25 protein-coding genes are annotated in these 24,952 nt (G+C 67.4%); 10 read left to right on the top strand and 15 right to left on the bottom strand.

Features of this window, described 5'->3' with window-relative positions; genetic code table 11:
* Positions 1-54: 54 nt before the first annotated feature.
* The 5 genes from folK to ACREYQ_RS13870 are packed head-to-tail and all read right to left on the bottom strand — an operon-like array spanning position 55 to position 4,683.
* Positions 55-585 (bottom strand): 2-amino-4-hydroxy-6-hydroxymethyldihydropteridine diphosphokinase, encoded by a 531-nt coding sequence (gene folK, locus ACREYQ_RS13890; protein ID WP_432258157.1) that lies wholly within the window; start codon positions 583-585, stop codon positions 55-57.
* A complete protein-coding gene (gene pcnB / locus ACREYQ_RS13885) occupies positions 586-2,127 on the bottom strand; it encodes a polynucleotide adenylyltransferase PcnB (RefSeq protein WP_432258156.1) in 1,542 nt (513 codons plus the stop codon). It abuts the gene before it with no gap.
* A gap of 1 nt (position 2,128) precedes the next feature.
* Positions 2,129-2,803, bottom strand: a complete 675-nt coding sequence (locus ACREYQ_RS13880; protein WP_432258155.1) for an HAD family hydrolase — start codon at positions 2,801-2,803, stop codon at positions 2,129-2,131.
* 55 nt (positions 2,804-2,858) lie between these two features.
* The gene (gene hda, locus ACREYQ_RS13875; protein WP_078197780.1) at positions 2,859-3,566 is read right to left on the bottom strand and encodes a DnaA regulatory inactivator Hda; all 708 of its coding nucleotides are present in this window, start codon (positions 3,564-3,566) and stop codon (positions 2,859-2,861) included.
* Between the two features lie 46 nt (positions 3,567-3,612).
* A complete protein-coding gene (locus tag ACREYQ_RS13870; protein ID WP_432258154.1) occupies positions 3,613-4,683 on the bottom strand; it encodes an AI-2E family transporter in 1,071 nt (356 codons plus the stop codon).
* A 194-nt stretch (positions 4,684-4,877) separates the two neighbouring features.
* Here ACREYQ_RS13870 and purM point away from each other — a divergent pair, with 194 nt between their 5' ends.
* From purM to ACREYQ_RS13845, 5 genes are all read left to right on the top strand, one after another.
* Positions 4,878-5,930 carry a phosphoribosylformylglycinamidine cyclo-ligase gene (gene purM / locus ACREYQ_RS13865; protein ID WP_432258153.1) on the top strand — a complete coding sequence of 351 codons (1,053 nt, stop codon included), beginning with the start codon at positions 4,878-4,880 and terminating at the stop codon, positions 5,928-5,930.
* A gap of 327 nt (positions 5,931-6,257) precedes the next feature.
* Positions 6,258-7,589, top strand: a complete 1,332-nt coding sequence (locus ACREYQ_RS13860) for an MFS transporter (RefSeq protein WP_432258152.1) — start codon at positions 6,258-6,260, stop codon at positions 7,587-7,589.
* Between the two features lie 38 nt (positions 7,590-7,627).
* On the top strand, positions 7,628-9,064 hold the full coding sequence (gene hydA / locus ACREYQ_RS13855; RefSeq protein ID WP_432258151.1) for a dihydropyrimidinase: 1,437 nt from the start codon (positions 7,628-7,630) through the stop codon (positions 9,062-9,064).
* Between the two features lie 12 nt (positions 9,065-9,076).
* Positions 9,077-10,498: an amidase gene (locus ACREYQ_RS13850; RefSeq protein ID WP_432258150.1), complete on the top strand. Its 1,422-nt coding sequence runs from the start codon at positions 9,077-9,079 to the stop codon at positions 10,496-10,498.
* Between the two features lie 10 nt (positions 10,499-10,508).
* The gene (locus ACREYQ_RS13845) at positions 10,509-11,252 is read left to right on the top strand and encodes an aspartate/glutamate racemase family protein (RefSeq protein ID WP_432258149.1); all 744 of its coding nucleotides are present in this window, start codon (positions 10,509-10,511) and stop codon (positions 11,250-11,252) included.
* A gap of 37 nt (positions 11,253-11,289) precedes the next feature.
* On the opposite strand, the gene ACREYQ_RS13840 is transcribed toward ACREYQ_RS13845, so the two are convergent.
* The 3 genes from ACREYQ_RS13840 to mutL form a co-directional block, all read right to left on the bottom strand.
* On the bottom strand, positions 11,290-12,036 hold the full coding sequence (locus ACREYQ_RS13840; RefSeq protein WP_432258148.1) for a GntR family transcriptional regulator: 747 nt from the start codon (positions 12,034-12,036) through the stop codon (positions 11,290-11,292).
* A 157-nt stretch (positions 12,037-12,193) separates the two neighbouring features.
* Positions 12,194-13,162: a tRNA (adenosine(37)-N6)-dimethylallyltransferase MiaA gene (miaA, locus tag ACREYQ_RS13835; RefSeq protein ID WP_432258147.1), complete on the bottom strand. Its 969-nt coding sequence runs from the start codon at positions 13,160-13,162 to the stop codon at positions 12,194-12,196.
* A 34-nt stretch (positions 13,163-13,196) separates the two neighbouring features.
* Positions 13,197-15,194, bottom strand: coding sequence for a DNA mismatch repair endonuclease MutL (gene mutL / locus ACREYQ_RS13830; protein WP_432258146.1), 1,998 nt, complete (start codon positions 15,192-15,194; stop codon positions 13,197-13,199).
* A gap of 172 nt (positions 15,195-15,366) precedes the next feature.
* On the opposite strand from mutL, the gene ACREYQ_RS13825 reads away from it, so the two are divergent.
* The gene (locus tag ACREYQ_RS13825; RefSeq protein WP_432260419.1) at positions 15,367-16,020 is read left to right on the top strand and encodes a VTT domain-containing protein; all 654 of its coding nucleotides are present in this window, start codon (positions 15,367-15,369) and stop codon (positions 16,018-16,020) included.
* A gap of 24 nt (positions 16,021-16,044) precedes the next feature.
* On the opposite strand, the gene ACREYQ_RS13820 is transcribed toward ACREYQ_RS13825, so the two are convergent.
* Entirely contained in the window at positions 16,045-16,893 is an 849-nt protein-coding gene (locus tag ACREYQ_RS13820) for a SirB1 family protein (protein ID WP_432258145.1), read from the bottom strand.
* A 60-nt stretch (positions 16,894-16,953) separates the two neighbouring features.
* Positions 16,954-18,504 carry a murein biosynthesis integral membrane protein MurJ gene (murJ, locus tag ACREYQ_RS13815; protein WP_432258144.1) on the bottom strand — a complete coding sequence of 517 codons (1,551 nt, stop codon included), beginning with the start codon at positions 18,502-18,504 and terminating at the stop codon, positions 16,954-16,956.
* A 335-nt stretch (positions 18,505-18,839) separates the two neighbouring features.
* Here murJ and rpsT point away from each other — a divergent pair, with 335 nt between their 5' ends.
* Positions 18,840-19,106: a 30S ribosomal protein S20 gene (gene rpsT / locus ACREYQ_RS13810; RefSeq protein ID WP_432258143.1), complete on the top strand. Its 267-nt coding sequence runs from the start codon at positions 18,840-18,842 to the stop codon at positions 19,104-19,106.
* A 114-nt stretch (positions 19,107-19,220) separates the two neighbouring features.
* Here the strand turns inward: rpsT and ACREYQ_RS13805 are convergent, their stop codons facing one another.
* A complete protein-coding gene (locus ACREYQ_RS13805) occupies positions 19,221-19,520 on the bottom strand; it encodes a DUF3579 domain-containing protein (RefSeq protein WP_012353767.1) in 300 nt (99 codons plus the stop codon).
* A gap of 428 nt (positions 19,521-19,948) precedes the next feature.
* On the opposite strand from ACREYQ_RS13805, the gene argF reads away from it, so the two are divergent.
* Positions 19,949-20,872: an ornithine carbamoyltransferase gene (argF, locus tag ACREYQ_RS13800; RefSeq protein WP_432258142.1), complete on the top strand. Its 924-nt coding sequence runs from the start codon at positions 19,949-19,951 to the stop codon at positions 20,870-20,872.
* Between the two features lie 239 nt (positions 20,873-21,111).
* Entirely contained in the window at positions 21,112-21,423 is a 312-nt protein-coding gene (locus ACREYQ_RS13795; RefSeq protein WP_432258141.1) for a pyrimidine/purine nucleoside phosphorylase, read from the top strand.
* A 33-nt stretch (positions 21,424-21,456) separates the two neighbouring features.
* Here ACREYQ_RS13795 and murB read toward each other — a convergent pair whose 3' ends face one another.
* Positions 21,457-22,467, bottom strand: coding sequence for a UDP-N-acetylmuramate dehydrogenase (murB, locus tag ACREYQ_RS13790; protein ID WP_432258140.1), 1,011 nt, complete (start codon positions 22,465-22,467; stop codon positions 21,457-21,459).
* A gap of 128 nt (positions 22,468-22,595) precedes the next feature.
* Here murB and ACREYQ_RS13785 point away from each other — a divergent pair, with 128 nt between their 5' ends.
* Positions 22,596-23,081, top strand: a complete 486-nt coding sequence (locus ACREYQ_RS13785; protein ID WP_432258139.1) for a YajQ family cyclic di-GMP-binding protein — start codon at positions 22,596-22,598, stop codon at positions 23,079-23,081.
* A 39-nt stretch (positions 23,082-23,120) separates the two neighbouring features.
* Here the strand turns inward: ACREYQ_RS13785 and ACREYQ_RS13780 are convergent, their stop codons facing one another.
* The 3 genes from ACREYQ_RS13780 to ACREYQ_RS13770 form a co-directional block, all read right to left on the bottom strand.
* A complete protein-coding gene (locus ACREYQ_RS13780) occupies positions 23,121-23,582 on the bottom strand; it encodes a DUF192 domain-containing protein (RefSeq protein WP_432258138.1) in 462 nt (153 codons plus the stop codon).
* A 192-nt stretch (positions 23,583-23,774) separates the two neighbouring features.
* Positions 23,775-23,969: a hypothetical protein gene (locus tag ACREYQ_RS13775; protein WP_432258137.1), complete on the bottom strand. Its 195-nt coding sequence runs from the start codon at positions 23,967-23,969 to the stop codon at positions 23,775-23,777.
* A gap of 85 nt (positions 23,970-24,054) precedes the next feature.
* Complete coding sequence (locus ACREYQ_RS13770; protein WP_432258136.1) at positions 24,055-24,738, bottom strand: pseudouridine synthase; 684 nt, start codon at positions 24,736-24,738, stop codon at positions 24,055-24,057.
* Positions 24,739-24,952: the final 214 nt, after the last annotated feature.

The raw sequence follows: 24,952 nt of genomic DNA, 5'->3' as shown, positions 1-24,952 counted from the left end.
CGCTCCGGGCGTCAGTAGGGTGGATGGCAGCGCCGCGGGCGCCGCCGGGCGGGTTCAGCCAGCGGTGCCGCCATCGCCCGCGGCGGCCTGCATGCGCAGGCACTTGCAGGTGGAGACCTTCTCGATGCGCTGGGCGCCGACGCCGGCCAGGTAGTCGGCGGCACGGCCGCGGCCGGGGATGGCCAGCGCCGCGTCCAGCTCCAGCAGCGGCACCAGCGTGAAGGCGCGCTCGGTCAGGCGCGGATGCGGCACGGTCAGGTGCTCGTGGTCGTGCTGCTCATCGCCGAACAGCAGCAGGTCCAGGTCCAGCGTGCGCGGTGCGTTGCGGAACGGGCGCTCGCGGCCGAACTGGTCTTCGATGTGGTGACAGATGCGCAGCAGCTGCCCGGCGGTGAACGAGGTCTGCACCTTGACCACCGCGTTGTAGTAGTCGTCGCCGCCGGCATCGACCGGGGCGGTGCGATAGAGCGAGGAGCGCGCCAGCACCGTGATGCCGACCTGCTGGGCCAGGCACACGATGGCGTCCTTGATGGCCTGGCGGGCATCGCCAAGATTGGCCCCGATGCCGATGAAGGCAAGCGTCATTTAAGTTTCCTCCGGCTGGCCGGGGCCGGCATGTGCTGCCTCGCCCGCGTCCGTATCGCTCCGGGAGGACACTTTATCCGATTTCCGCGGACCGCGCCGGCGGCGCTTCTTGCGTGCCGGGCCTTCGCCCTCGGCGCCCTGGCCACTCTGGCCGCCTTGGCCGCCTTGCGCGCCCGGGCCACGGGCGCCACGCACCGCGTCGATCAGGTCCTCGCGCTCGCCCGGGTCGGCGTCCTGGAAGTCCTGCCACCACGTGGCCAGTTCTTCCGGCAGCTCGCCCGACTGGCAGCGCAGGTGCAGGAAGTCGAAGCCGGCACGGAAGCGCGGCGACTCCAGCAGCCGGAACGGCATGCGGCCCACGCGCTTCTCGAAGCGCGGCTGCATGCCCCAGATATCGCGCATGTCGGTGACAAAGCGGCGCTGGATCGCCAGCTGGCCGGTCTGCTTTTCCAGCACCAGGTCCATGGCGGTGTTCAGCGCGGCGATGGCGTGCTCGCCTTCGTCGCGCAGCCTGGTCCAGCGCTGCAGCACGTGGTGCCACAGCAGCGCGGCAAACAGGAAGCCCGGCGAGACCGGCTTGCCGGCCTGCACGCGGCGGTCGGTGTTGTCCAGCGCCAGCTGCACGAAGCGCTGGCCCATGGGCTGCTCCAGCGCCACGTCCAAGAGCGGCAGCAGGCCCTGGTGCAGGCCCGCCTTGCGCAGTTCCTGCAGCGAGGCCCAGGCGTGCCCGGACATGAGCAGCTTGAGCATTTCGTCGAACAGCCGCGCGCTCGGCACATTGTGGATCAGCGAGGCCAGGCCGGCGATCGGGTCGCGCGTGGCCTCGTCGATGTCGAAACCGGTCTTGGCCGCGAAGCGCACCACGCGCAGCATTCGTATCGGATCTTCGCGGTAGCGCGTGACCGGGTCGCCGATCATGCGCAGCGTGCGCGCGCGGATGTCTTCCATGCCGTGATGGTAGTCATGCACGGTCTGCGCGGCCGGGTCGTAGTACATCGCGTTGATGGTGAAGTCGCGGCGTTCCGCGTCTTCGGCCTGCGAGCCCCACACGTTGTCGCGCAGCACCCGGCCCGAGGCATCGATCGCATGGGTCTTGGTGTCGAGTTCGGCGCGCTTCAGGCGGCGGCCTTCGGGCAGGGTCTCGCTGGCGATGGCGTCGACCAGCGCGCGGAAGGTCGAGACCTCGATGATCTCCTGCTCGCGTCCGCCGTAGAAGGTGACGTGCACGATCTGGAAGCGCCGGCCGATGATGCGCGAGCGCCGGAACAGCGCTTGCACCTGCTCGGGCGTGGCGTTGGTGGCGACGTCGAAATCCTTGGGCTTGATGCCGAGCAGCAGATCGCGCACGGCGCCGCCCACGATATAGGCCTGGTAGCCGGCCTGCTGCAGCGTGGAGGTGACTTTGACGGCATTGCGCGACAGCAGCGCAGGGTCGATCCGGTGTTCGTCGGCGCCGACGATGCGCGGCGTATGGGCGCGGCCGGTGCGGCGCTGCTTGGGGCCGGGTTTGCCCAGCAGCCGGGTGATGAGCTTCTTGATCACGTCAGAACAGATCCATGATGCGCCAGCCTGCCGCGGCGGCGTGGTGGCGCAGGCGATCGTCCGGATTGGTGGCGATCGGCTCCGAGACTTTTTCCAGCAGGGGCAGGTCGTTGGCCGAGTCGCTGTAGAAGGTGGTGTTTTCGAAATGGTCCCACTGCGCGCCCTGGCTCTTGAGCCAGGCCTCGACGCGGGTGATCTTGCCCTCGCGGAAGCTGGGCACGCCCTCGACCTCGCCGGTGAACTGGCTGCCGGGCTTGCCGTCGACGGTGGCCGGCTCGGTCGCGATCAGGTGCTTGATGCCGAAGGCCGCGGCGATCGGCGCGGTGACGAAGCTGTTGGTGGCGGTCACCACTGCGCACAGGTCGCCGGCTTCCAGGTGCTTGTAGACCAGCGCGCGCGCCTGCGGCGTGATCACGGGGTCGATCACCTCGTGCATGAAGCGCACCCGCATGGCATCGAGCCGGTCGCGCGGGTTGGCTGCCAGCGGCGCCAGCGCAAAGCGCAGGAAGGCCTGGATGTCGAGGGTGCCGGCCTTGTAATGGCCGTAGAACTCGTCGTTCTTCTGCCGGTAGGTTTCCTCGTCGACGACGCCCAGGCGGACCAGGAAGCGGCCCCATTCATGGTCGCTGTCGGTCGGGATCAGGGTGTGGTCAAGGTCAAAGAGTGCCAGATTCATGGGCGGCGATTTTACCTTAAGGCGGGATGAGAGGCCGGAAGCAGGCGGGAGGCGCCTAATCCCGGAATTCAGCAAACATTTCACGCAGCAGCGGCAGCGTCACCGGCCGCTTGCGTTCCAGCGAATAGGTGTCGAGCGCGTCCAGCAGCGCCATCAGGCTGGGCATGTCGCGGTAGTGCCGCGTCACCAGCCAGTGCGTGATCTCGGGCGACAGCTGCAGGCCGCGCTCGCGTGCCGCTTGCAGCACGGCGGCCTTCTTGTCGTCGTCGGACAACGGTGCAACCTGGTACACCAGGCCCCAGCCCAGGCGCGTGCGCAGGTCTTCGCGCACAGGCATGGCGCGCGGCGCCAGGCCGCCGGCCACCACCAGCGCGGTGCGCACGTGGGCGCGCACCTCGTTGTAGAGCGAAAACACCGCGATCTGGCGCGCTTCATCCAGCAGCTCGACGTCATCGACGGTGTAGAGCTGGCACCAGGGGTCGAACAGGAAGTCCGACAGCGGGTGGTGCGGGCTCAGATAGCGGCAGCGGATGCCATGCTGCGGCCCGGCCTCGCACACCGCGTGCAGCAGGTGGGTACGGCCGCAGCCGACCTCGCCCCACAGGTAGACCAGGCGGTCGCTGGCGCGCTCCTGGGCGAGCGCGGCCGGCAGCTCGCGCAGGCGCTGCAGCGCCTCGCGGTTGGACGCCACCACGAAATTCTCGAAGGTCGAAGGCGGCGGGCTGCCCAGCTCGAGCGACAGTTGCTTGGGACGCGGGAACATGACGTATGGCTAACTTGCGGGTGTGGGCAGCAGTTGGGGGCAGCCGTTATTTTCGATACAGGTCGCTGGCCAGGTAAGCCCGGCGCAACTGGCGCGCGCCCACCAGCAGCACAGCGCAGGTCGGCAGCGCCAGCAGCACGCCGAAGAAGCCGAACAGCTGGCCAAAGGCGAGCAGCGCAAAGATCACCACCAGCGGGTGCAGGCCGATGCGTTCGCCCACCAGGCGCGGCGTCAGGTAAAAGCTCTCGATGAACTGGCCGAAGCCGTAGACCACCGCCACCGCGCCCAGCCCGTACCAGTTGCCGAACTGCAGCAGTGCGGCCATGACCGCCATGACCAGCCCGACACCAAAGCCAATATACGGGATAAATACCGCCAGCCCGGTGAAGACCCCGACCGGCACGCCGATATCGAAGCCGGCGATGGTCAGTCCGATCGAGTAGATCGCCGCCAGGATCACCATCACCAGGATCTGGCCGCGCAGGTATTGCGACAGCAGCGCGTCGGTCTCGTTGCTTAGCTCGCGCACTTTGGGCACCCAGCGGCGCGGCACCACGCCCTCGATGCGGCGCATCAGCATGTGCCAGTCCATCATCAGGTAGAACATGACGATGGGCACGATAAAGACGATGCCCGCCACCGTGATCAGCGCCGAACCCGACATCTTGACGTAGTTCAGCAAAACCACCAGGAGGTCTTCCGGGCTGGCCGCGAAGCGGTCCGACAGCATATTGCGCAGGCCGGGGAAGTCAAAGCGCACGCGCACGCCAAATTCGGCCAGGCGTGGCGAGACCACGGCGTTGAGCTTCTTCAGCAGGATCGGCAGCTGCTCGCGCACCTGCGGGATCTCGCGCTGCAGCACCGCGATCAGCAGCAGCACCAGCATCACGCAGATCACCGTCAGCAGCAGGATCATCAGCGTCACGCCCACCGCGCGCGGCACGCGGCGGCGCTGCAGCCAGTCCACGCCGGGGTTCAGGATATAGGCGAAGATGAACGCGAACAGGAACGGCGTCAGCACCGGCGCCAGCGCAATGATGGCGGCGAACAGCGCGATGGCCACGACGATCCACAGCAGGATGCGCTTGGCCTCTTGGTTCAGCAGCGGGGCATTCATCAATGGTCTGAGGGGAAGGGCGGCAGCGCGGTTCGCGGCGCGATCTCGCCGGAAACTGGAAGCAAGGGGCCTCTATCCGTTAAAATTGCGATTCTACTGGACTCGCGCCCGCCTTCCGATCCCAAGCGACGGAAGCCGCGGCGGCCCGAGCGCCGAATTCCTCACTTTATTTCCTCCAGGACAAGCAGGTTCCCATGAGCGCATCCCCGACCGCCGGCCAGGCAGGCCTTTCCTACCGCGACGCCGGTGTTGATATCGATGCCGGCGACGCGCTGGTCGACCGCATCAAGCCGTTTGCCAAGCGCACCATGCGCGAGGGCGTGATGGCGGGCATCGGCGGGTTCGGTGCGCTGTTCGAACTGTCGAAGAAGTTCCAGGAGCCGGTGCTGGTGTCGGGCACCGACGGCGTGGGCACCAAGCTCAAGCTGGCCTTCCAGCTCAACCGCCATGACACCGTCGGCCAGGACCTGGTCGCCATGAGCGTCAACGACATCCTGGTGCAGGGCGCCGAGCCGCTGTTCTTCCTCGATTACTTCGCCTGCGGCAAGCTCGACGTGGACACCGCCGCCACCGTGATCCAGGGCATCGCCCGCGGTTGCGAACTGGCCGGCTGCGCACTGATCGGCGGCGAGACCGCCGAAATGCCGAGCATGTACCCGGACGGCGAATACGACCTGGCCGGCTTTGCCGTCGGCGCGGTCGAAAAGAAGAAGATCATCGACGGCAGCACCATCACCCCGGGCGACGTGGTGCTGGGGCTGGCTTCGTCGGGTGCGCATTCCAACGGCTATTCGCTGGTGCGCAAGATCATCGAAGTGGCGAGGCCGGATCTGAATGCCGACTTCCATGGCCAGCGCCTGCAGGACGCGATCATGGCGCCGACGCGGATCTATGTGAAGCCGCTGCTGTCGCTGATCGATACGCTGCCGGTCAAGGGCATGGCCCATATCACCGGCGGTGGCCTGACCGAGAACGTGCCGCGCGTGCTGGCGCAGGACGTTACCGCCGTGCTCAAGCGTGACGCCTGGACGCTCCCGCCGCTGTTCCAGTGGCTGCAGGCGCAGGGGCGTGTGGCGGATGATGAGATGCACCGTGTGTTCAACTGCGGCATCGGCATGGTGGTGATCGTGGCCAGGGAAGATGCTGAGCGCGCTATCCGCCACCTGCAGGCGGCTGGCGAGGCGGTTTGGCAGATCGGTGAGATTCGCGAGCGGGCTGAGGGCGAGGCGCAGACGATCGTGGTCTGACACGACCTCCGCGACCCTTATACAAAAAACGGCGCATGCCTCGGGCATGCGCCGTTTTTTTTTGCCCGACTTCCGGCATGCAAGGGTTTACCCGTGCCATTGGCATAGCGGAGCACGTGAACCAGCTTTATGCACTGTATCAATACCCCCCATGCATCCTCGTTAGTGCTGACAAACAAAATTCCACTTGATTGTATGGCGGTTTATGGCCTAATGTACTGAGCAAAGACGCCGCACACGCATGCAGCGTCCGGAGACAACGCCCGAATGCGACGCCGGGGACCACCGGCGCACCAGGGCAGGCCAGGGACCATTGGAGGATCCACCATGCAAGCAGTCGGCGTCGACACAGCGGCCAAGCACGGCGCGTCGCCCCAGAAGCAATCCATTGCGCGCGTCGCCGGGGCGAGCCTGGCCGGCACCACGCTCGAGTTCTACGACCACTTCATCTACGGATCGGCCGCCGCGCTGGTCTTCCCCAAGCTGTTCTTCCCCCAGAGCGATCCGCTGACCGCGACGCTGCTGTCCTTTGCCAGCTACGGCGTGGCCTTCGTGGCGCGGCCGCTGGGTGCGGCGATCTTCGGCCATTTCGGCGACAAGATGGGCCGCAAGTCCATCCTGATCATCACGCTGCTGATGATGGGCCTGGCCACCTTCGGCATCGGCCTGCTGCCGACCTATGCCGCCGCCGGCGCCCTGGCGCCGCTGCTGCTGGTGCTGCTGCGCGTGATCCAGGGCCTGGCCCTGGGCGGCGAGTGGGGCGGGGCGGCGATCATGGTCAATGAGCTGGACCCGGAAGGGAAACGGCGCGGCATCCTCGGCAGCCTGGTGCAGCTGGCGGCGCCGATCGGCTTGCTGCTCGCCAACGGGGTGTTCGCGCTGGTGACCTGGCAGGTCTCGGAGCAAGCCTTCCTGAGCTGGGGCTGGCGCGTGCCGTTCCTGCTGTCGGCGCTGCTGGTCGGGGTCGGTCTCTACATCCGCTCCAACGTGCGTGAATCCGGCATGTTCGAGAAGCTCGAAGAATCGCATGCCGAAGCGCGCGCGCCGATCATGGAGGTGCTGCGCAACTACAAGAAGCAGCTGCTGATCGCCTTCGGTGCGCGGCTGGGCGGCGATATCGCCTTCTATGTGTTCACGCTGTTCCTGCTGTATTACGTGCCGACCAAGCTGGGCCTGCCCAAGAGCATCGCGCTCAATGCCGTGCTGCTCGGCGCGCTGGCGCAGATCCTGTTCATTCCGGTCGCCGGCCTGCTGGCGGACCGCATCGGCCGCCGTCCGGTGCTGATGATCGGCGGGATCGGCGGCGCGGTGTGGGCCTTTGCCTTCTTCGCGATGATCAAGACCGGCAGCCCGGCGCTGATCATGCTGGGCTCGTTCGTCGGCATGGTGCTGGTGTCGTTCATGTTCTCGCCGCTGGCGTCGTTCCTGCCTGAGTTGTTCGCCACCCGGGTGCGCGTGACCGGCGCCTCGCTCGGCTTCCAGTTTGCCGGTGTGTTCGGCGGTGCCCTGGCCCCGCTGATCGCGGTGGGCCTGCTCGACCGCTTCGGCAGCACCACGCCCGTAGCCATTTACCTTGCGGCGGTGTGCGCGCTGATTGCTGTGGCTGCCGCCGCGGCGCGTGAAACCGCACGCATGCATCTGTCCGACGCGGACCGCTGAAGCGCGGCCGCCCTTCCAATCTTCTTGTGAATAGCATCGTGAAACAGTTCGACCTGATCATCCGCAACGGCACCGTGGTGACCGCCAGCGACACCATGCAGTGCGATATCGCCATCGCCGGCGGCCGCATCGTGCAACTTGGCCATGACCTGGGCGAGGCCGCGCAGACCATCGACGCCAGCGGCAAGCTGGTGCTGCCGGGCGGCGTCGATGCGCACTGCCACCTGGACCAGCCGATGCCCGACGGCCTGAAGATGGCCGATGACTTCCGCACCGGCTCGGTCTCGGCGGCGTGCGGCGGCACCACCACGGTGATCCCGTTTGCCGCGCAGGAGAAAGGCCATTCGCTGCGCGCGGCGGTTGCCGACTACCATCGGCGCGCCGGCGGCCAGGCCGTGGTCGACTACGCCTTTCACCTGATCGTCGCCGACCCGACCGAGGCGGTGCTGAACGACGAGCTGCCGGGCCTGATCCGCGAAGGCTATTCGTCGTTCAAGATCTACATGACCTATGACGACCTCAAGCTGAACGACCGCGAGATCCTCGAGGTGCTGTCGGTGGCGCGCCAGGAAGGCGCGCTGGTGATGGTGCATGCCGAGAACTCGGATTGCATCGCCTGGCTCACCGACAAGCTGGAAGCGGCGGGCAACACCGCGCCGAAGTTCCACGCGCTGGCGCGGCCGATGGCGATCGAGCGCGAGGCCACGCACCGCGCCATCACCTTCTCCGAGCTGGTCGACGTGCCGATCCTGATCGTCCACGTGTCGGGCAAGGAAGCGGTGGAGCAGATCCGCTGGGCGCGCAACCGCGGCATGAAGATCTTTGCCGAGACCTGCCCGCAGTACCTGTTCCTGACCGCCGAAGACCTCGACCAGCCCGGCTACCACGGCGCCAAGTGCGTGTGCAGCCCGCCGCCGCGCGACCGCAGCAACCAGGAAGTGATCTGGGACGGCCTGGCCGACGGCCTCTTCACCATCTTCTCGTCCGACCATGCTCCGTTCCGCTACGAAGACGCGCAGGGCAAGAAGCCTGGCGGCGAGGAAGTCCCGTTCCAGTACATCCCCAATGGCATCCCCGGACTGGAGACGCGCCTGCCGCTGCTGTTCTCGGCAGGCGTGGTGGGCGGCCGCATCTCGGTCAACCAGTTCGTCGCGCTGACTTCGACCAACCCCGCCAAGCTCTACGGCCTGCATCCGCGCAAGGGCACCATCGCCATCGGCGCCGATGCCGACCTGGCGATCTGGGATCCGCAGCGCGAAGTGACGATCCAGAACGCCGGCCTGCACCATGCGGTCGACTACACCCCCTATGAAGGCCTGCGCGTGACCGGCTGGCCGGTGACTACGCTGGTGCGCGGCAAGGTGGTGGCGCACGAGGGCGAGGTGCTGGCCGGGCCCGGCCACGGCGAGTTCCTGCCGTGCGGCCTGCCGGAAATGGCCAAGCCGCGCTACCGCACCTCGGGCGGCAGCCTGTGAGGGCCGCCTTGCGTGACTGATGCCCTGACCGACATTGCAGACATGGAACTGACCAACCGCCTGGACGCGGCCACCATCGCGGCCCGCGTCGCCGCAGGCCGCCTCGATCCCGCCGAGGTAGTCGCGGCCTTCCAGGCCCGCATCGCGGCGCGCAACGACCAGCTCAATGCCGTGTTTGAACAGCGCCAGGAGCTGGTCGATGCCGATCTCGCGCAGCTGCGCGCGCGCCTGGCGCAGGGCGAGCGCCCGCTGCTGGCGGGCGTGCCGGTGATCGTCAAGGATGTGATCTGGAGCCAGGGCCGGCGCGTGACGCAGGGCTCGCAGTTGTACCGCGACTTCATCGCGCCCGCTGACGCGATCGCGGTCGAGCGCCTGCGCCAGGCCGGCGCGATCGTGCTCGGCATGGGCAATACCTCGGAGTTCGCCTGCAAGGGCCTGACCACCAACAAGGTCTACGGCGTGACGCGCCATCCGCTCGATGCCACGCTGACCGCGGGCGGCTCTTCCGGCGGCTGCGCGGTGGCGGTGGCCGCAGGCATGGCGCCGCTGGCGCTGGGCACCGACGGCGGCGGCTCCAGCCGGCGCCCGCCCGCGCATGCCGGCGTGGTCGGCTTCAAGCCATCCTATGGCGCCATTCCCGATTCGGTCGGCTTCCCCCACGCCTTCAACGGCATCCAGGTGATCGCGCCGATCACGCGCACCGTGGCCGATGCCGAGCTGATGTTCGAGGCGCTGGCCGGCGCCGATCCGCGCGATCCCGATACGCTGGGCTTCTCGCTAAGCGCGGCGCGGCCGCTGCATACGCTGAAGATCGCGGTCAGCCCGCGCCTGGGCCTGGACACGCCGGTCGACGACGATGTCGCCCAGGCCTTCGAACAGGCCGTGGCCCGGCTGCAGGCCGCGGGCCTGACCATCGAGCGTGCCGACCCGGCGTGGCCGAAAGGCGCCGACGAGGCCGCGCTGATGCCGCTGCAGCATGTCGGCCTGGCCAGTCTCTACGGCGACGCCTGGCGCCGCGACCCGGATGTGTTCGATCCCGATGTGGCGCGCCAGATCGAGCGCGGCCTGGCGTGGAGCGGTGCCGAGGTGGCGCGCGCGCGCGAGGCCAGCCACCAGATCGCGCTGGCCGTGGCCGGATTCTTTACCCGCTATGACCTGCTGCTGTGCCCGACCACGCCGTGCGTGGCCTGGCGCAACGACCGGCTCGGGCCGGAACGGATCGGCGGCGTCGCGGTGGAGCCGCGCGCCCATGCGGTGTTCACGCCGTTCTTCAACCATGCGCTGGCGCCGGCGATCTCGGTGCCCTGCGGCAGCGGCCGCGACGGCCTGCCCGTGGGCCTGCAGATTGCCGGCCCGCGCGGCGCCGACCGCAATGTGCTGGCGGCCGCGAAGCTGGCCGAAAGCGTGCTGGCGTCCTTGCTTAACCCTGCCTGATAAAACAGATATGCGAATTCTCGTTCTTAATCCCAATACCAGCGAAGGCATCACCGCGCGCCTGATGGCCGCGGCCACCGAAGCCGTCGCGCCCGGCACCGAGCTGGTGCCGCTGACCGCCAGCCGCGGCGTGCCGTATATTGCCACGCGCGCCGAGGCGCAGATCGGTGGCGCCATCGCGCTGGAAATGCTGGCCGAGCATCACGGCCAGTTCGACGCGGCCATCATCGCGGCCTTTGGCGACCCCGGCCTGATGGGCGCGCGCGAACTGTTCGACCTGCCGGTGGTGGGCATGGCGGAGGCTGCGATGCTGTCGGCCTGCATGCTGGGCCGGCGTTTTGCCATCGTCACCTTTGCGCGGGCGCTCGGGCCCTGGTATGAGGAGTGCGTGGACATGCACGGCCTGCGCGGCCGGCTGGCCGGCATCCGCATGCTCGACGGCAGCTTTGCCTCGGTCTCGGACGTGCAGGAAGAGAAGGAAGCCGTGCTGGTGGAACTGGCCAATCGCGCCGTGGTGGAGGACGAGGCTGATGTGGTGATCCTGGCCGGCGCGCCCCTGGCCGGCCTGGCCGCGCGCGTGCGCGACCGCATTCCGGTGCCGGTGGTCGACCAGATGGCAGCCGCTGTCAAGCAGGCCGAGGCGCTGGTCGCGCTGCAGCCGCGCAAGGCCACCGCGGGCACCTTCCGCCGCCCGGATGCCAAGCCCACGCTGGGTTTGCCGGAGGCGCTCGCCGCGCGCATCGAGCACCGCTGAGCCGCGCTCCTTCGTTTCCCGACGGTAACGCCGCGGCTCAGACCGCGGCGAACACTGCTTCCAGGTCGACCTTCTCTTGCGCCGGCAGCTCCAGGCGCAGCGTGCTTTCGACATGGCCGAGATGCTCGGCCATCAGCCGCGCGGCGCGCTCGCCGTCGCCGGCTTCCAGCGCATCGACGATATCGTCGTGCTCGTGATGCGGGCATGACGGCACGCCCGGCGCGTCATAGAGCGCGATGATCAGGCAGGTCAGCGAGCACAGCTCGCGCATGTACTTGCCCAGGTACTGGTTGCCGGTCATTTCCGCCAGCTTGCAGTGGAACTCGCCCGACAGCCGGATGATGGCGCGGCGGTCGTCGCTGTCGCGCGCCTGCGCTTCCTGGCGCGTGGTCTCGCGCAGCACGCGCACACCCCGGGCGCCGATCGCGCCGGCGAGGTCGCGCACCAGTGCGGGCTCCAGCAGGTGGCGCGAATGCAGCACCTGGCGCGCTTCGGCCACGCTCGGACTGGAGACGAAGGTGCCGCGGTTGGGATGCACCGTCAGCACGCCTTCGTGCGCCAGCCGGGCGAAGGCCAGCCGCACTTTGGTACGGCTCACGCCGAATACGCCGCCCAGCTTTTCCTCGACCAGCTTGGTGCCCGGCGGCAGCCGGTGCTCCCAGATCGCGGTCAGGATGCGGTCGGCGATTTCCTCGACCGACGACCCGCGCACGCTGTCCGCGTCGGTCTCGGTGATACCGTCGGCGGCGGGTGTGGCGGGTTGTCCGGCTTTGGTTCGTGGCATGGCGGTCGGCTTGGTAGCCCCGAGAAAAGACAGTCGGTGTCGTTATTGTATGGCGGTTCGCCATCAAGTGTATAACACCGGGGGTGACCGGTTGCCGCCTGATGGTGCGCCGGTCCGTCAGTCCGTCACTTGCCGCGCGAACCCGCATGCAACCGGGTCATTGCCCGAAGTCCGCCAGCCTGCGCACCTGGTCGACATAGCCCGGCGCCAGGCAATCCACCACCAGCCGCTCCGGCGTGCTGCGCAGCCACGTCAGCTGGCGCTTGCACAGCTGGCGCGTGGCGGCGACGCCGCGCTCGCGCATGGTGGCGAAATCGGCTGCGCCGTCCAGGTATTCCCACACCTGCCGGTAGCCGACGCAGCGGATCGACGGCAGGCCGGGATGCAGGTCGCCGCGTGCGCGCAACCGCTCGACTTCCCCGATAAAGCCGTTGGCCAGCATGGCGTCATAGCGCTGCGCGATGCGCGCGTGCAGCGCCAGCCGGTCCGACGGCTCGAGCGCGATCACGCGGTAGCGTTGGTCCGCCGCACCGGCAAAGGTACGCCCCTCGGCCTGGCGCGCCAGCAGCGCCGACATCGGCTGGCCGGACAGGCGGTGGATCTCCAGCGCGCGCTGGATGCGCTGCGCGTCGTTGGGCGCGAGCCGCGCCGCGGTGACCGGGTCGACCTCGGCCAGCATCGCATGCAGCGCCGGCCAGCCGCGCTCGGCGGCAAGCTGGTCCAGCTCGGCGCGCAGCGCGGCATCGGCCTGGGGCAGGTCGTTGAGCCCCTGCGTCAGCGCCTTGTAGTACAGCATGGTGCCGCCGACGATCAGCGGCACATGGCCGCGCGCGCGGACCTGCGCGATCAGCCGCGCGGCATCGGCGACAAACTGCGCGGCGGAGTAGCTATCGGCCGGGTCGATGATGTCGATCAGGTGGTGCGGCGCGCTGTCCAGTTCCTCGCGCGTGGGCTTGGCGGTGCCGATATCCATCTCGCGGTACACCAGCGCCGAGTCCAGGCTGATGATCTCAACCGGCGCGTCGGCCGCCAGCGCCAGCGCGGCAGCGGTCTTGCCCGACGCGGTGGGGCCGAGCAGGCAGACCACGGGCGGATGCGCGGCGGAATCGTGGAGTACGGCGGACATCAAGAACCTTGGATGAGTGGTGCGGGCGAGCCGCTTACTGCCCGCGCAGGAACAGCCGGTCCAGCTCGGTCACGGTCAGCTGCACCCAGGTCGGGCGGCCGTGGTTGCACTGGTCGGCACGCTCGGTCTGCTCCATCTGGCGCAGGAGCGCGTTCATTTCCTCGACCGTGAGCTTGCGGTTGGCGCGCACCGCGCTGTGGCAGGCGAGGGTGGCCAGCAGTTCATTGCGGCGCTCGGCCAGCACGCGCGAGCCGCCGTAGGCGTGCAGGTCGCGCAGCACGTCGCGCGCCAGCGCCTCGGCATCGGCCTGCTGCAGCAGGACCGGCACCGCGCGCACCGCCAGCGTGGTGGGCGATACCGGTGCGATATCGAAGCCCAGCAGCGTCAGCGTCTCCTGGTGTTCTTCGGCCACGCCGATCTCGACCGGGCTGGCGGGCAGCGTGACCGGGATCAGCAGCGGCTGCACGGCCAGGTCGCGCGCGTCCAGGCCGGCCTTGATCTGCTCGTACAGGATGCGCTCGTGCGCGGCGTGCATATCCACCAGCACCAGCCCGCGCGCGTTCTGCGCCAGCACGTAGATGCCGTGCAGCTGGGCGATGGCGTAGCCGAGCGGGTGGTCGTCGGGCGCGTCGGCGCGATCGGCGGAATCAGCAGGATCGGCAAACGCCGGACGCGTCGCCGGCGGCAGCCGGCCCAGCAGGCCGGGCGGATCGTCGGCGCGCGCCGCCTGGGCATCGGCCAGCCACGCCGGCGGTTGCGCCGGGGTGCCGGGAAACGCGCCGTAGGGGCGTGCCGCCGGGGCCGTCGCCTCGCGCACCATGCCCAGGTAGGCCTGGCGCGGCTGGGCGATACCCAGTTCGGCCTGGCGCGCCGCGGAATAGTTGATCCATTGGCCACCGCCGGCGCCGCCACCCTGGCCCGGACGCGCTCCGCCCGCCGGCGTCGCGGCACCAGGCCGCATGGTGATCTCGCCGTCGGCATCGGTATGCAGGCTGTCGCCGTTTTCGCCGGCCTGGCGCGCCAGGCAGCGCTGCACCGCATGGTAGACAAACTGGTGGATGGCGCGCGATTCGCGGAAGCGCACTTCGATCTTCGACGGGTGCACGTTGACGTCGACCATCTCAGGCGGCAGGTCCAGGCACAGCACGTACGACGGGAAGCGGTCGCCGTGCAGCACGTCCTGGTAGGCGCTGCGCACGGCGTGGTTGAGCAGTTTGTCGCGCACGAAGCGGCCGTTGACGAAGAAATACTGCTGGTCCGGCCGCCCGCGCGAGGCGGTGGGCAGCCCGGCAAAACCGTACAGGCTCAGGGTATCCGCCTGTTCGTCCAGCGCCAGCCGGGCCCGGGCAAAGTCGTTGCCCAGCACCTGGGCGGTGCGGGTGGCCACGTCGCCGGCATTCCAGTGCTCCAGCGGCTTGCCGTTGTGGTGGACCGAGATTGTCACGTCGGGCCGCGCCAGCGCCACGCGCCGGACCATCTCCAGGCAGTGCCCCAGCTCGGTTTGTTCCGTCTTGAGGAACTTTCTGCGTGCCGGCGTGTTGAAGTAGAGGTGCTGCACGTCGACGGTGGTGCCGACCCCGCCCGAGGCCGGCTGCACCGTGCCGGTATCGGCGCTGACCTGCGTGGCATGGGCATCGGCCGCGGTGCGGCTGGTCAGGGACAACTGCGACACCGAGGCGATCGAGGCCAGGGCCTCGCCGCGGAAGCCCAGCGTCAGCACCGATTCCAGTTCGTCGAGCGATGCAATCTTGCTGGTGGCGTGACGCATCAGCGCAACCGGCAGCTCGGCGGCAGGGATGCCGCAGCCGTTGTCGGTGATGACGATGCGCCGCACGCCGCCTTCCTCCAGCCGGATGCCGAGCTGCGTGGCGCCGGCGTCGAGTGCGTTTTCCAGCAATTCCTTGACCACCGAGGCCGGGCGTTCCACCACTTCGCCGGCGGCGATCTGGCTGATGAGCTGGTCCGGCAGCGGCCGGATCGGGCGCGGCTGCTGGGGGGTGCGCAGGGCGGTGCTGGAGGCGGAGGCAGGCATCCGGCGATTATACGTGGACGCTCGCACGGAGTCGGGCGCGCAAAAGGCGCCGCGGGTGACGGATTGGTGCAGCCGCTCTTGTATGATTCAGGCCATGGCGGCTCTGGTCAGGACACCGGCCGTATCGAACGAACAGTCAACAAACCAAACGGGGAACGACTTGGATCTCGCTTTGCAGCTCATCGACATGCTGGTGCACGTCGACAAATACCTCGGCACGGTCATCGACCAGTACGGCCACTGGGTCTACGCCATCCTGTTCCTGATCGTCTTTGCCGAGACCGGGCTGGTGGTCCTGCCGTTCCTGCCGGGCGACTCGCTGCTGTTTATCGCGGGTGCCTTCTGCGCAACCGGCGCCATGAACGAGTGGGCGCTGATCGGCCTGCTGCTGGTGGCGGCCATCTCGGGCAATACCGTCAACTACCTGGTGGGCAGCTGGATCGGGCCCAAGGTGTTCGATCACAAGTGGCGTTTCCTGGACCAGGACGCGCTGCGCCGCACCCACGACTTTTATGAGCGGCACGGCGGCAAGACCCTGGTGATGGCGCGCTTCGTGCCGATCGTGCGCACCTTCGCGCCGTTCGTGGCCGGTGTGTCGCAGATGACCTTCGCGCGCTTCCAGATGTTCAACGTGGCCGGCGCCGTGGCCTGGGTGGCTGGCCTGGTCTTTGCCGGCTACTTCTTCGGCAACCTGCCGTTTATCCGCCAGTACCTGAACCTGATCGTGCTGGCCGGCATCGGCGCGGCGGTGGTGCCGCTGCTGCTGGGCGGGCTGTGGAAACTGGTGCGCGGCAATCGCCGCCGGCCCACGGGCGTGGAGCGCTGAGCCGCTGCGCTGCAGCAGACCTCGTCAGTTGAGGCTGCGGCTCATCATCCGCAGCGCGGGCATGCGCTCGCGGATCTGGCCGATATCGGCCGCATCGGGCCGGGCCTGGACATAGGCTTCCAGGTCCGCCAGCGCGGGGCGGAAGCACTCCAGGTTGGCATAGGCCAGGCCCCGGTCGCGCACTTCCTCGATCGAACCCGGCAGCAGGATCACCAGCCGGTTCTGCACCCCCAATAGCCGCTGCCAGCGCGACTCCTGCAGGTAGATGGCCTTCAGGTTGCGCAGCATGCGCGCGATGATCTCGCGGTGGCTCGCCGCGCGCAGGAACAAGCCCAGCGGCACCTGGCTGGCATCGCTGATGCCCTCGCGTTCCAGGTACGGATCCAGCATTTCCTGCAATTGTTCCTTCGACAGGGTCTCGCCGGTGAGCGGGTCCAGTATCACTTCGCCGGCCGGAATCGTCATGCGCAGCAGGAAATGGTTGGGGAACGACACCCCCTTGAGCGGCAGCCCGATCTGCTGGCCCAGCTCCATATGCAACACCGCGAGCGAGATCGGGATGCCGCGGCGCTGGCGCAGCACCACGTTCAGGTAGGAATTGTCGGGGTCGTAGTAGTCGTTCGCGTTCGCGCCGAAGCCGAGGTCGCGATAGAAGAAATGGTTCAGCAGGCGCAGACGCTGGATCGCGGGCGTGCCTTCGGCGATCCGGCGCTTCAGGCGCAGGGCCAGCACGTCCAGCGCCGCCAGCTCGCCTTGCAGGTCCAGGTCGGGGTAAGCGTCCTGCGCGACGGACAGCGCGGTCTCGGTCAGCGGGATGCCGTTTTCGTCGGCCACGAGGCTGGCGAAATAATCCAGGACTTTGGTGGATGTCATGTCGGTTTCCCGGTGCAGCCGTCGGCACCGCGGGCAGCGGGGGTCACCATTGCCGGTCCATCAGCCGGCCCGGCGCCTGAAGGCAGAGTAGCGCAGTCCCATGAGCCACAGTGTACCGAAGTAGACCACCGCTGCAAGCACCAGGCACGACGCCAGCAGCGCGATGCGCAGCAGCGGCGTCGCGCCCAGCCCGATCCAGTCGAAGTTGCGCGCGAACCAGAGCAGCATGCCGGACAGCAGCAGCACCGATGCGCCCAGCTGCGCCAGGAACAGCCACCAGCCCGGCGCCGGCCGGTACAGGCCGCGCCGTCGCAGGCCGAAGAACAGCAGCAGCGCATTGATGGTGGCGCCGGCGCTGATCGACAGCGCCAGTCCGGCATGGCCGATCCACGGCACGAACAGGTAGTTGCAGCCCTGCGTGATCACCAGCACCAGCAGCGCGATCTTTACCGGCGTGCGGATGTCCTGGCGCGCATAGAAGCCTGGCGCCAGGATCTTGATCGCGATCAGCCCGAGCAGCCCGGTGCCGTACGAGACCAGCGCCTGGCGCGTCATCTCGACCGCGTGGGCGTCGAACTTGCCATAGTTGAACAGCACCGCGGTTAGCGGCGCGCCGAACACGAACAGCCCCACCGCGCACGGCACCGCCAGCAGGAAGGTCAGGCGCAGGCCCCAGTCGAGCAGGCTCGAGTACTCGGCATGGTCCCCCGAGGCGTTGGCCCTGGACAGGCTCGGCAGCAGGATCGTCCCCAGCGCCACGCCCAGCAGCGCGGTCGGGAACTCCATCAGCCGGTCGGCATAGGTCAGGTACGAGACGCTGCCGGCGGCCAGCCGCGAGGCGATATTGGTATTGATGATCAGGCTGATCTGCGCCACCGACACGGCCAGCAGCGCCGGCCCCATCTGCCGCAGGATGCGGCGCACGCCGGGATCGGACCACGCGGCGCGCAGGTTGAAGCTTAGCCGCGGCATCGCGCCCAGGCGCCGCAGTGCCGGCACCTGGATTGCCAGCTGCAGCACGCCGCCGATCAGCACGCCCCAGGCCTGGGCGTAGATCGGCTGGTCCATGTGCGGGCCGACGAACACGGCCGCCACAATCAGGCACAGGTTGAGCAGCACCGGCGTAAACGCCGGCACCGCGAACTTGCGCCAGGTATTGAGGATGCCCGACGCCAGCGCCACCAGCGAGATCAGGCCGATATACGGGAACATCACCCGCGTCATGAAGACGGCCGCGGTATAGGTCTCGCTCTGCCCGCGGAAACCGGTGGCGACCACCGTCATCACGAGCGGCGCACCGATCACCCCAAGCAGCGACACGCCCATCAGCACCCAGGTCATCACCGTGGCGACGGCGTCGATCAGCGCCTTGGTCGGCTCGTCGCCGCGCCTGGCGTGGTACTCGCCCAGGATCGGCACGAAGGCCTGCGAGAACGCGCCTTCGCCGAAGATGCGGCGCAGCAGGTTGGGGATGCGGAAGGCCACGTTGAACGCGTCGGTCATGTCCGACGCGCCGAAGGCGCGGGCGATCAGAATCTCGCGCATGAGGCCGGTGACGCGCGAGAGCATCGTCAGGCTGCTGATGGTGGCGAGCGCTTTGAGCAGGTTCAAGGTGCGGACGGGTGCTGACAGGTGCGGAAGGGTGGATCGGTGCGCAAGCACCGCATGCCGGGACGCCTCTGAGACGCGGTCCGGACGGTAAAGTTGCCGGCGCGCCACGTGCTTCGGCACAATGTGGCGCTTATTATACGGACCAGCCGGCGCCTGCCCGGCCTGAGCAGGCAAAGTCTCTGCAGTGTTGCTTTGTGCGCCGGCGTCTGTGTATAATTGCCGATTCACAAGGACAGTTGCGTTCCGGATTCGTGTGTCAGTGCATCCCGGGTCGCTCGATATGACTTAATTGTTGTGTCCCCCGCGGCACGCATCTGAATTCAGGATATTTTTACATGGCAAATACCGCACAAGCTCGCAAGCGCGCCCGCCAGGCCGTTGCCCAGAACGCTCACAATTCCAGCCTGCGTTCGCGTCTGCGCACCGCCGTCAAGGCCGTCCGCAAGGCCATCGACGCTGGCGACAAGGCCGCCGCCGCCGAGATCTTCAAGAACTCGCAAGCTGTGATCGACAGCATCGCCGACAAGAAGATCGTGCACAAGAACAAGGCCGCCCGTCACAAGTCGCGCCTGTCGGCCGCCATCAAGTCGATGGCTGCCTGATACCTGCCCGGGCCGCTCACGCGGCCCAGCAGAGGCGGATGCCCATGCATCCGCCAATAAAAAACGCTCGTCGGATGACGAGCTTTTTTGCTTTCCGGCACAAGGCCGGCGGGCTTATTCGAGCGAGCAGGCCTCGACCAGCTGCAGGTTGTTGTCGCGGGCGAAATTCAGCACGAAGTCCAGTGCCTTGGGTTCGATGTCGCGCAGGCGCACATCCACCACCACGCATTTGACGTTGCCGGCGAAGATCGGCCGCACATAGGGCGAGTAGGTCAGGCGCGGGTCGCCGCTGTCGCCCTCGGGGCGGAACTGTGCCATCACGCCGCACAACCGTTCGGCCCAGTCGCTCGGGCGGAAGGTCTTGCCTTCCTTGGTAATGCCTTGGATAAAGTATTCGCGAACGTTGGGGTTCATGAGGCTGGACACTGCGGGTGAGGCGGATGACTCGACGGTAAACCCGCTGGACGGGCGCCCGTTTGACGCGGCCGGGGCGCGATTGGTTCGCGCTGTTTCCAGCCGGAAGGCGGGGCGTCGGTGTCTGGCGGGGGCACTTTTGATGCCGGCGGCGGGCAGCGGCATGGGTATGCCGGGCCCCGCGTGAATCAGCCAGTATTATATCTTATATAAGAGTTGCGCATAAGGGCGAAATCCTGTCAGGAAGCTGTCAACGGGACGGTGGAATGGTCCGGGCCGGGTTGATCCGGACTCGCCAAAGCAGAAATAATCCCTTATGATTCTTGCAGTTAAATTGCGTATGCGACGCGAAAAGGCGGCTCCGCGGCGCGCTTGGGTCATGAACACTTCATGACGGCGCGTCCCCACCGAGCCGCCTTCTTTGTTTTATGAGCTCAACCCCGATCAAGCATTACCTCCAGTTCAGCGACTTCACTCCCGACGAGTACGAGTACCTGCTGGACCGCGCGCGGATCCTGAAGGCCAAGTTCAAGAACTACGAGACCTGGCACCCGCTGCACGACCGCACGCTGGCCATGATCTTCGAGAAGAATTCCACGCGCACGCGCCTGTCGTTCGAAGCCGGCATCCACCAGCTGGGCGGCCACGCGGTGTTCCTGAACACGCGCGACTCGCAGCTGGGCCGCGGCGAGCCGATCGAGGATGCGGCGCAGGTGATCTCGCGCATGGTCGACATCATCATGATCCGCACCTTCGGCCAGGACATCATCGAGCGCTTTGCCGCGCATTCGCGCGTGCCGGTGATCAACGGGCTGACCAACGAATACCACCCGTGCCAGGTGCTGGCCGACATCTTCACCTACATCGAGCAGCGCGGCAGCATCCGCGGCAAGACCGTGGCGTGGATCGGCGATGCCAACAACATGGCCTACACCTGGATCCAGGCCGCCGAGCGCCTGGGCTTCGCCTTCCATTTCTCGGCGCCGCCGGGCTACCAGCTCGATCCGGCCATGGTGCCGGCGTCCGCCGCCAGCCTGGTCAAGGTCTTCGACGATCCGCTCGCGGCTTGCCAGGGCGCCAGCCTGGTCACCACCGATGTCTGGACCAGCATGGGCTTCGAGGCCGAGAACGACGCCCGCAAGCGTGCCTTCAAGGACTGGATGGTCACCACCGCGATGATGGACCGCGCCGAGCCCGACGCGCTCTTCATGCACTGCCTGCCGGCGCACCGCGGCGAGGAAGTCGAGGCCGCCGTGATCGACGGCCCCAGGAGCGTGGTCTGGGAGGAAGCCGAGAACCGCCTGCACGTGCAGAAGGCGCTGATGGAATACCTGCTCTGCGGCCGCTACTAGTCCACTGAATCACTGAAACCGGTCGGTGCCTGCCATGTCATGCGGGCACATCGCGTCGTTGCAAATGCTCGCAATAGCCGTGCTATTGCTGCGCTTTGCGCCTAGCGCTGTATCCCGCATGACATGTCCTTCACCTCCCATTTCAATGATTCAGTGGACAAGCGCGCGGAGCTGAACAGGGAGGGGCCGCGATGGCCCCTCTTTTTACGTCCTTCGTACAGAAACCCAAGGAGATGGAAGTGAGCCAGTTCGACAACGTGTCGGTCGTCAAGAAAGCCAACCTGTACTTTGACGGCAAGTGTGTCAGCCACACCGTGCTGTTCCCGGACGGCACCCGCAAGACGCTGGGCGTGATCTTCCCGGCCGCGCTGACCTTCAGCACCGGCGCGCCCGAGATCATGGAAATCAATGCCGGCACCTGCCGCGTGCGCCTGGCCGGTTCGGAAGACTGGCAGACCTACGGCGCGGGCCAGCAGTTCAGCGTGCCGGGCAACAGCAGCTTCGATATCGAAGTGCAGGAAACCCTGGACTACGTCTGCCACTTCGCGTGACGAACGCGGCGGGCCAGTCCTGGCCTGCCTGCTTTACAGCACGACCGGCTCGGGCTCGATGCGCACGCCGAAGCGCGCCTGCACCGCATCGGCGATGCGGTTGGCCAGCGCCAGCAACATGGCGCCGGTGCCGCCGCCGTGGTGCACCAGCACCAGCGCCTGCTTGCCGTAGACGCCCACCGGCCCATCGGTCACGCCCTTGAAGCCGCAGCGGTCGATCAGCCAGCCGGCGGCCAGCTTGTACGAGCCGTCCGGCTGCGCATAGCTGACCAGGTCCGGATTGGCCTGCAGCAAGGCGTCGCGCTGCGCGGCGCTGACCAGCGGGTTCTTGAAGAAGCTGCCCGCGTTGCCCAGCTGTGCCGGGTCGGGCAGCTTGCGCGAGCGGATCGCGACCACGGCGTCGCGGATGGTTGCCGCGGCCGGCGTGGCCTGGCCGTCCAGCTCGCGCGCCAGTTCTCCGTACGACAGTACCGGTTGCCATGCCCTGGGCAGGCGCAGCGTCACCGCCGTGATGATGTAGCGGCCGGCGCCGGCGCGCTTGAACAGGCTGTCGCGGTAGCCGAAGTCGCAGGCTTGCAGATCGATCCACACAAAGGTGCCAGTGTGCCGGTCATAGGCGCGCAAGCCCGCGAAGCGTTCGCGCAGTTCCACCCCGTAGGCGCCGATGTTCTGGATCGGGGCCGCGCCCGCGGTGCCGGGGATCAGCGCCAGGTTCTCGAGTCCGGGCATGCCGTCGGCGATGGTGCGGTTGACCAGCGCGTTCCAGTTCTCGCCGGCCCCGGCGGTGACCAGCCAGGCATCGCCAGCCTCTTCGGCCTGGTAGCCGGGAATCTCCATCAGCAGCACCAGCGCGTCGAGGTCGCCGGTCAGCACCACGTTGCTGCCGCCGCCCAGCACCACCAGCGGCAGGCCCTCGGCACGTGGGTCGGCCAGGGCTTCGGTCAGGTCGGCTTCGCTGCGCACATGCACCGCAAAGCGCGCGCGCGCGTCGAATCCGAATGTATTGTGGCGACGCAGGGGATAGAATTCGTGGAAATCTGCCATGCAAGGGAAAGGTGACGCGGCCGCCGCTGTTGGTTGGCAAGCGACCCGGAACTGCGAGGTAGGCTGGATTATACGGAAGGCGCCGTGCGCGGCCGCCCTCCGGGCATATGGATCACAAGGAGAATGCAATGCCGTCGTTTGACGTAGTGTGCGAAGCGAACATGGTCGAGGTGAAGAACGCCGTCGAGCAGGCCAACAAGGAAATCTCGACGCGCTTCGATTTCAAGGGCTCGGACTCGCGGGTCGAGCACAAGGAAAATGAACTGACCGCGTTTGCCGACGACGATTTCAAGCTGAGCCAGGTCAAGGACGTGCTGATCAACAAGATGGCCAAGCGCAACGTGGACGTGCGCTTCCTGGACTATGGCAAGATCGAGAAGATCAGCGGCGACAAGGTCAAGCAGGTGATCACGATCAAGAAGGGCGTGACCGGCGACCTGTCCAAGAAGATCGTGCGCTTGATCAAGGACAGCAAGATCAAGGTGCAGGCCAGCATCCAGGGCGACGCGGTGCGCGTGTCGGGCGCCAAGCGCGACGACCTGCAGAGCGTGATGGCCATGCTGCGCAAGGACGTGCCCGAGGCGCCGCTGGACTTCAACAACTTCCGCGACTGAGCTGCGGTTTTCCGATGCCGGCGCGCCCGCCGGCGTCGCTCACTGCCGCGCCTGCGGCAGCCCGCCAATTTTCGCGCCGGCCTTGATGCCTTTCTGCGCGAACCATCCCTTGTTCATTTCCAGCGCAAAGCGGATTGCCGCCTTCGGGCAATGGTTGTCCTCGGTGCGCGGCGCCATGTCCTCGATATTGACGATGGTGCCGTCGTCGGCCAGGAAGGCGATCGACAGCGGCAGCTCGGTATTGCGCATCCAGAAGCAATGGCCCGCCTTCTGCTCGAAAACGAACAGCATGCCGGCGTTGGGCGCCATGGTCTGGCGGTACATCAGCCCCTGCTCGCGCGCCGGCGGCGTGGCGGCAACCTCGGCCTGGATCGCATACATGCCCGCGGTAAGCGGCACCACCGGCAGCTCGGCCTGCGCGTGCGCGATCCCGGCGCTCAGCGCGAGCATGCCGGCAAGGGGGAAGCATCGTGACAACAGCGTCTTGGACAGGAAGGACATGGTGTTCAGTCTGAAATGGCGCGGGCAGCGGCAGCCGCAAGCATAACGCACGCGCGGCGCACTGATGTGCGGCTCACGGTACACAGCCCCCCCGACTATCTGGAACCGGCAATAAAAAAGGCAGGCGCCTGGCGGCAGCCTGCCATTTCTTTCCCGCCTCGCGCATGCACGGGGCAGGGAAGGGGCCAGCAATTACTGGGCAGCCGGGGCCGAAGCAGCGGCGGCAGCCTTCTTCTTGCTGTGCTTCTTGTGGGTGGTCTTCTTCTTGGCAGCCTTCGGGGCTTCCTTGGCTGCGGGGGCAGCGGTGTCAGCAGCAGGTGCCGAAGCCTGGGCGAAGGCGCCGGTGGCGAACAGGCCAACAACCAGAGCAGCGATCAGTTTTTTCATGGCGTATTACCTCGAAGGATATGAGCAGTCTAAAAAGGGTGACGCGTGATAGGACGTGTCCCCGACAAGAACGACGCCGCTGCCGTCAGGGTTGACCCGCGATTTGTTTTTTTTTGTAACGAGAGGGGCGCTTGGTCTGAACTGTCTGGCTGGTTTTCGATACATGGGGACGGCGTGCGGGGTCCGGCCTGGCGCGCGGGGCTGCGGACGCCAGTCCCAGTCGGGCTGGCAATACCTCGCAGCTCTCCCCGGGCGCCAGCCCCAGGGCGCGCAGGTCGAGCGGGCCGATCCCGACCCGCACCAGGCGCAACGTGGGAAAGCCCGCCGCCGCGGTCATCCGGCGCACCTGCCGGTTCTTGCCCTCGCTGATCTTCACCTCCAGCCAGGCGGTCGGGATCGCCGCGCGAAAGCGCACCGGCGGCTGGCGTGGCCACAGCCAGTCGGGCGCGTCGATGGCACGCACGCTGGCGGGCTGGGTCACGAAGTCACCCAGGTCGACCCCGGCGCGCAGCCGGGCCAGGGCGGCGGCATCGGGAATGCCTTCGACCTGTGCCAGGTAGGTCTTCTCCAGCTTGTGGCGCGGGTCGGCGATACGGGCCTGCAGCGCGCCGTCGTCGGTCAGCAGCAGCAAGCCCTCGCTGTCGGCATCGAGCCGCCCGGCGGGGTAGACGCCAGGCGTGCTCACGCACGCGGCCAGCGTCGGTCGCGTCGGGTGTTCCGAGAACTGGCTCATGGTGCCAAACGGCTTGTTCAGGGCAATCAGGGTCATGGGGCGCAAGTATGCCGCAGTGGCGGGCTGCGCCGGAGGATCGGTGGCGGGCCCGATTGGCGGATGATGAAAATTTGCTGCATAATACGAAATTAGTCTTGTGTCTTATATAAGACTGAAAAGACCAGACGCACCCGGAGTGGCGCATGCGTGTGGCAACGCAGCACGGGCACGCATTGAGGCCCGCTACAATGCCACAGCGCCATCTCCCCGA

The organism is Cupriavidus sp. TMH.W2 (genome assembly GCF_050847365.1).
Taxonomy (GTDB): domain Bacteria; phylum Pseudomonadota; class Gammaproteobacteria; order Burkholderiales; family Burkholderiaceae; genus Cupriavidus.
This window is presented reverse-complemented; position numbering and strand designations above follow the sequence as displayed.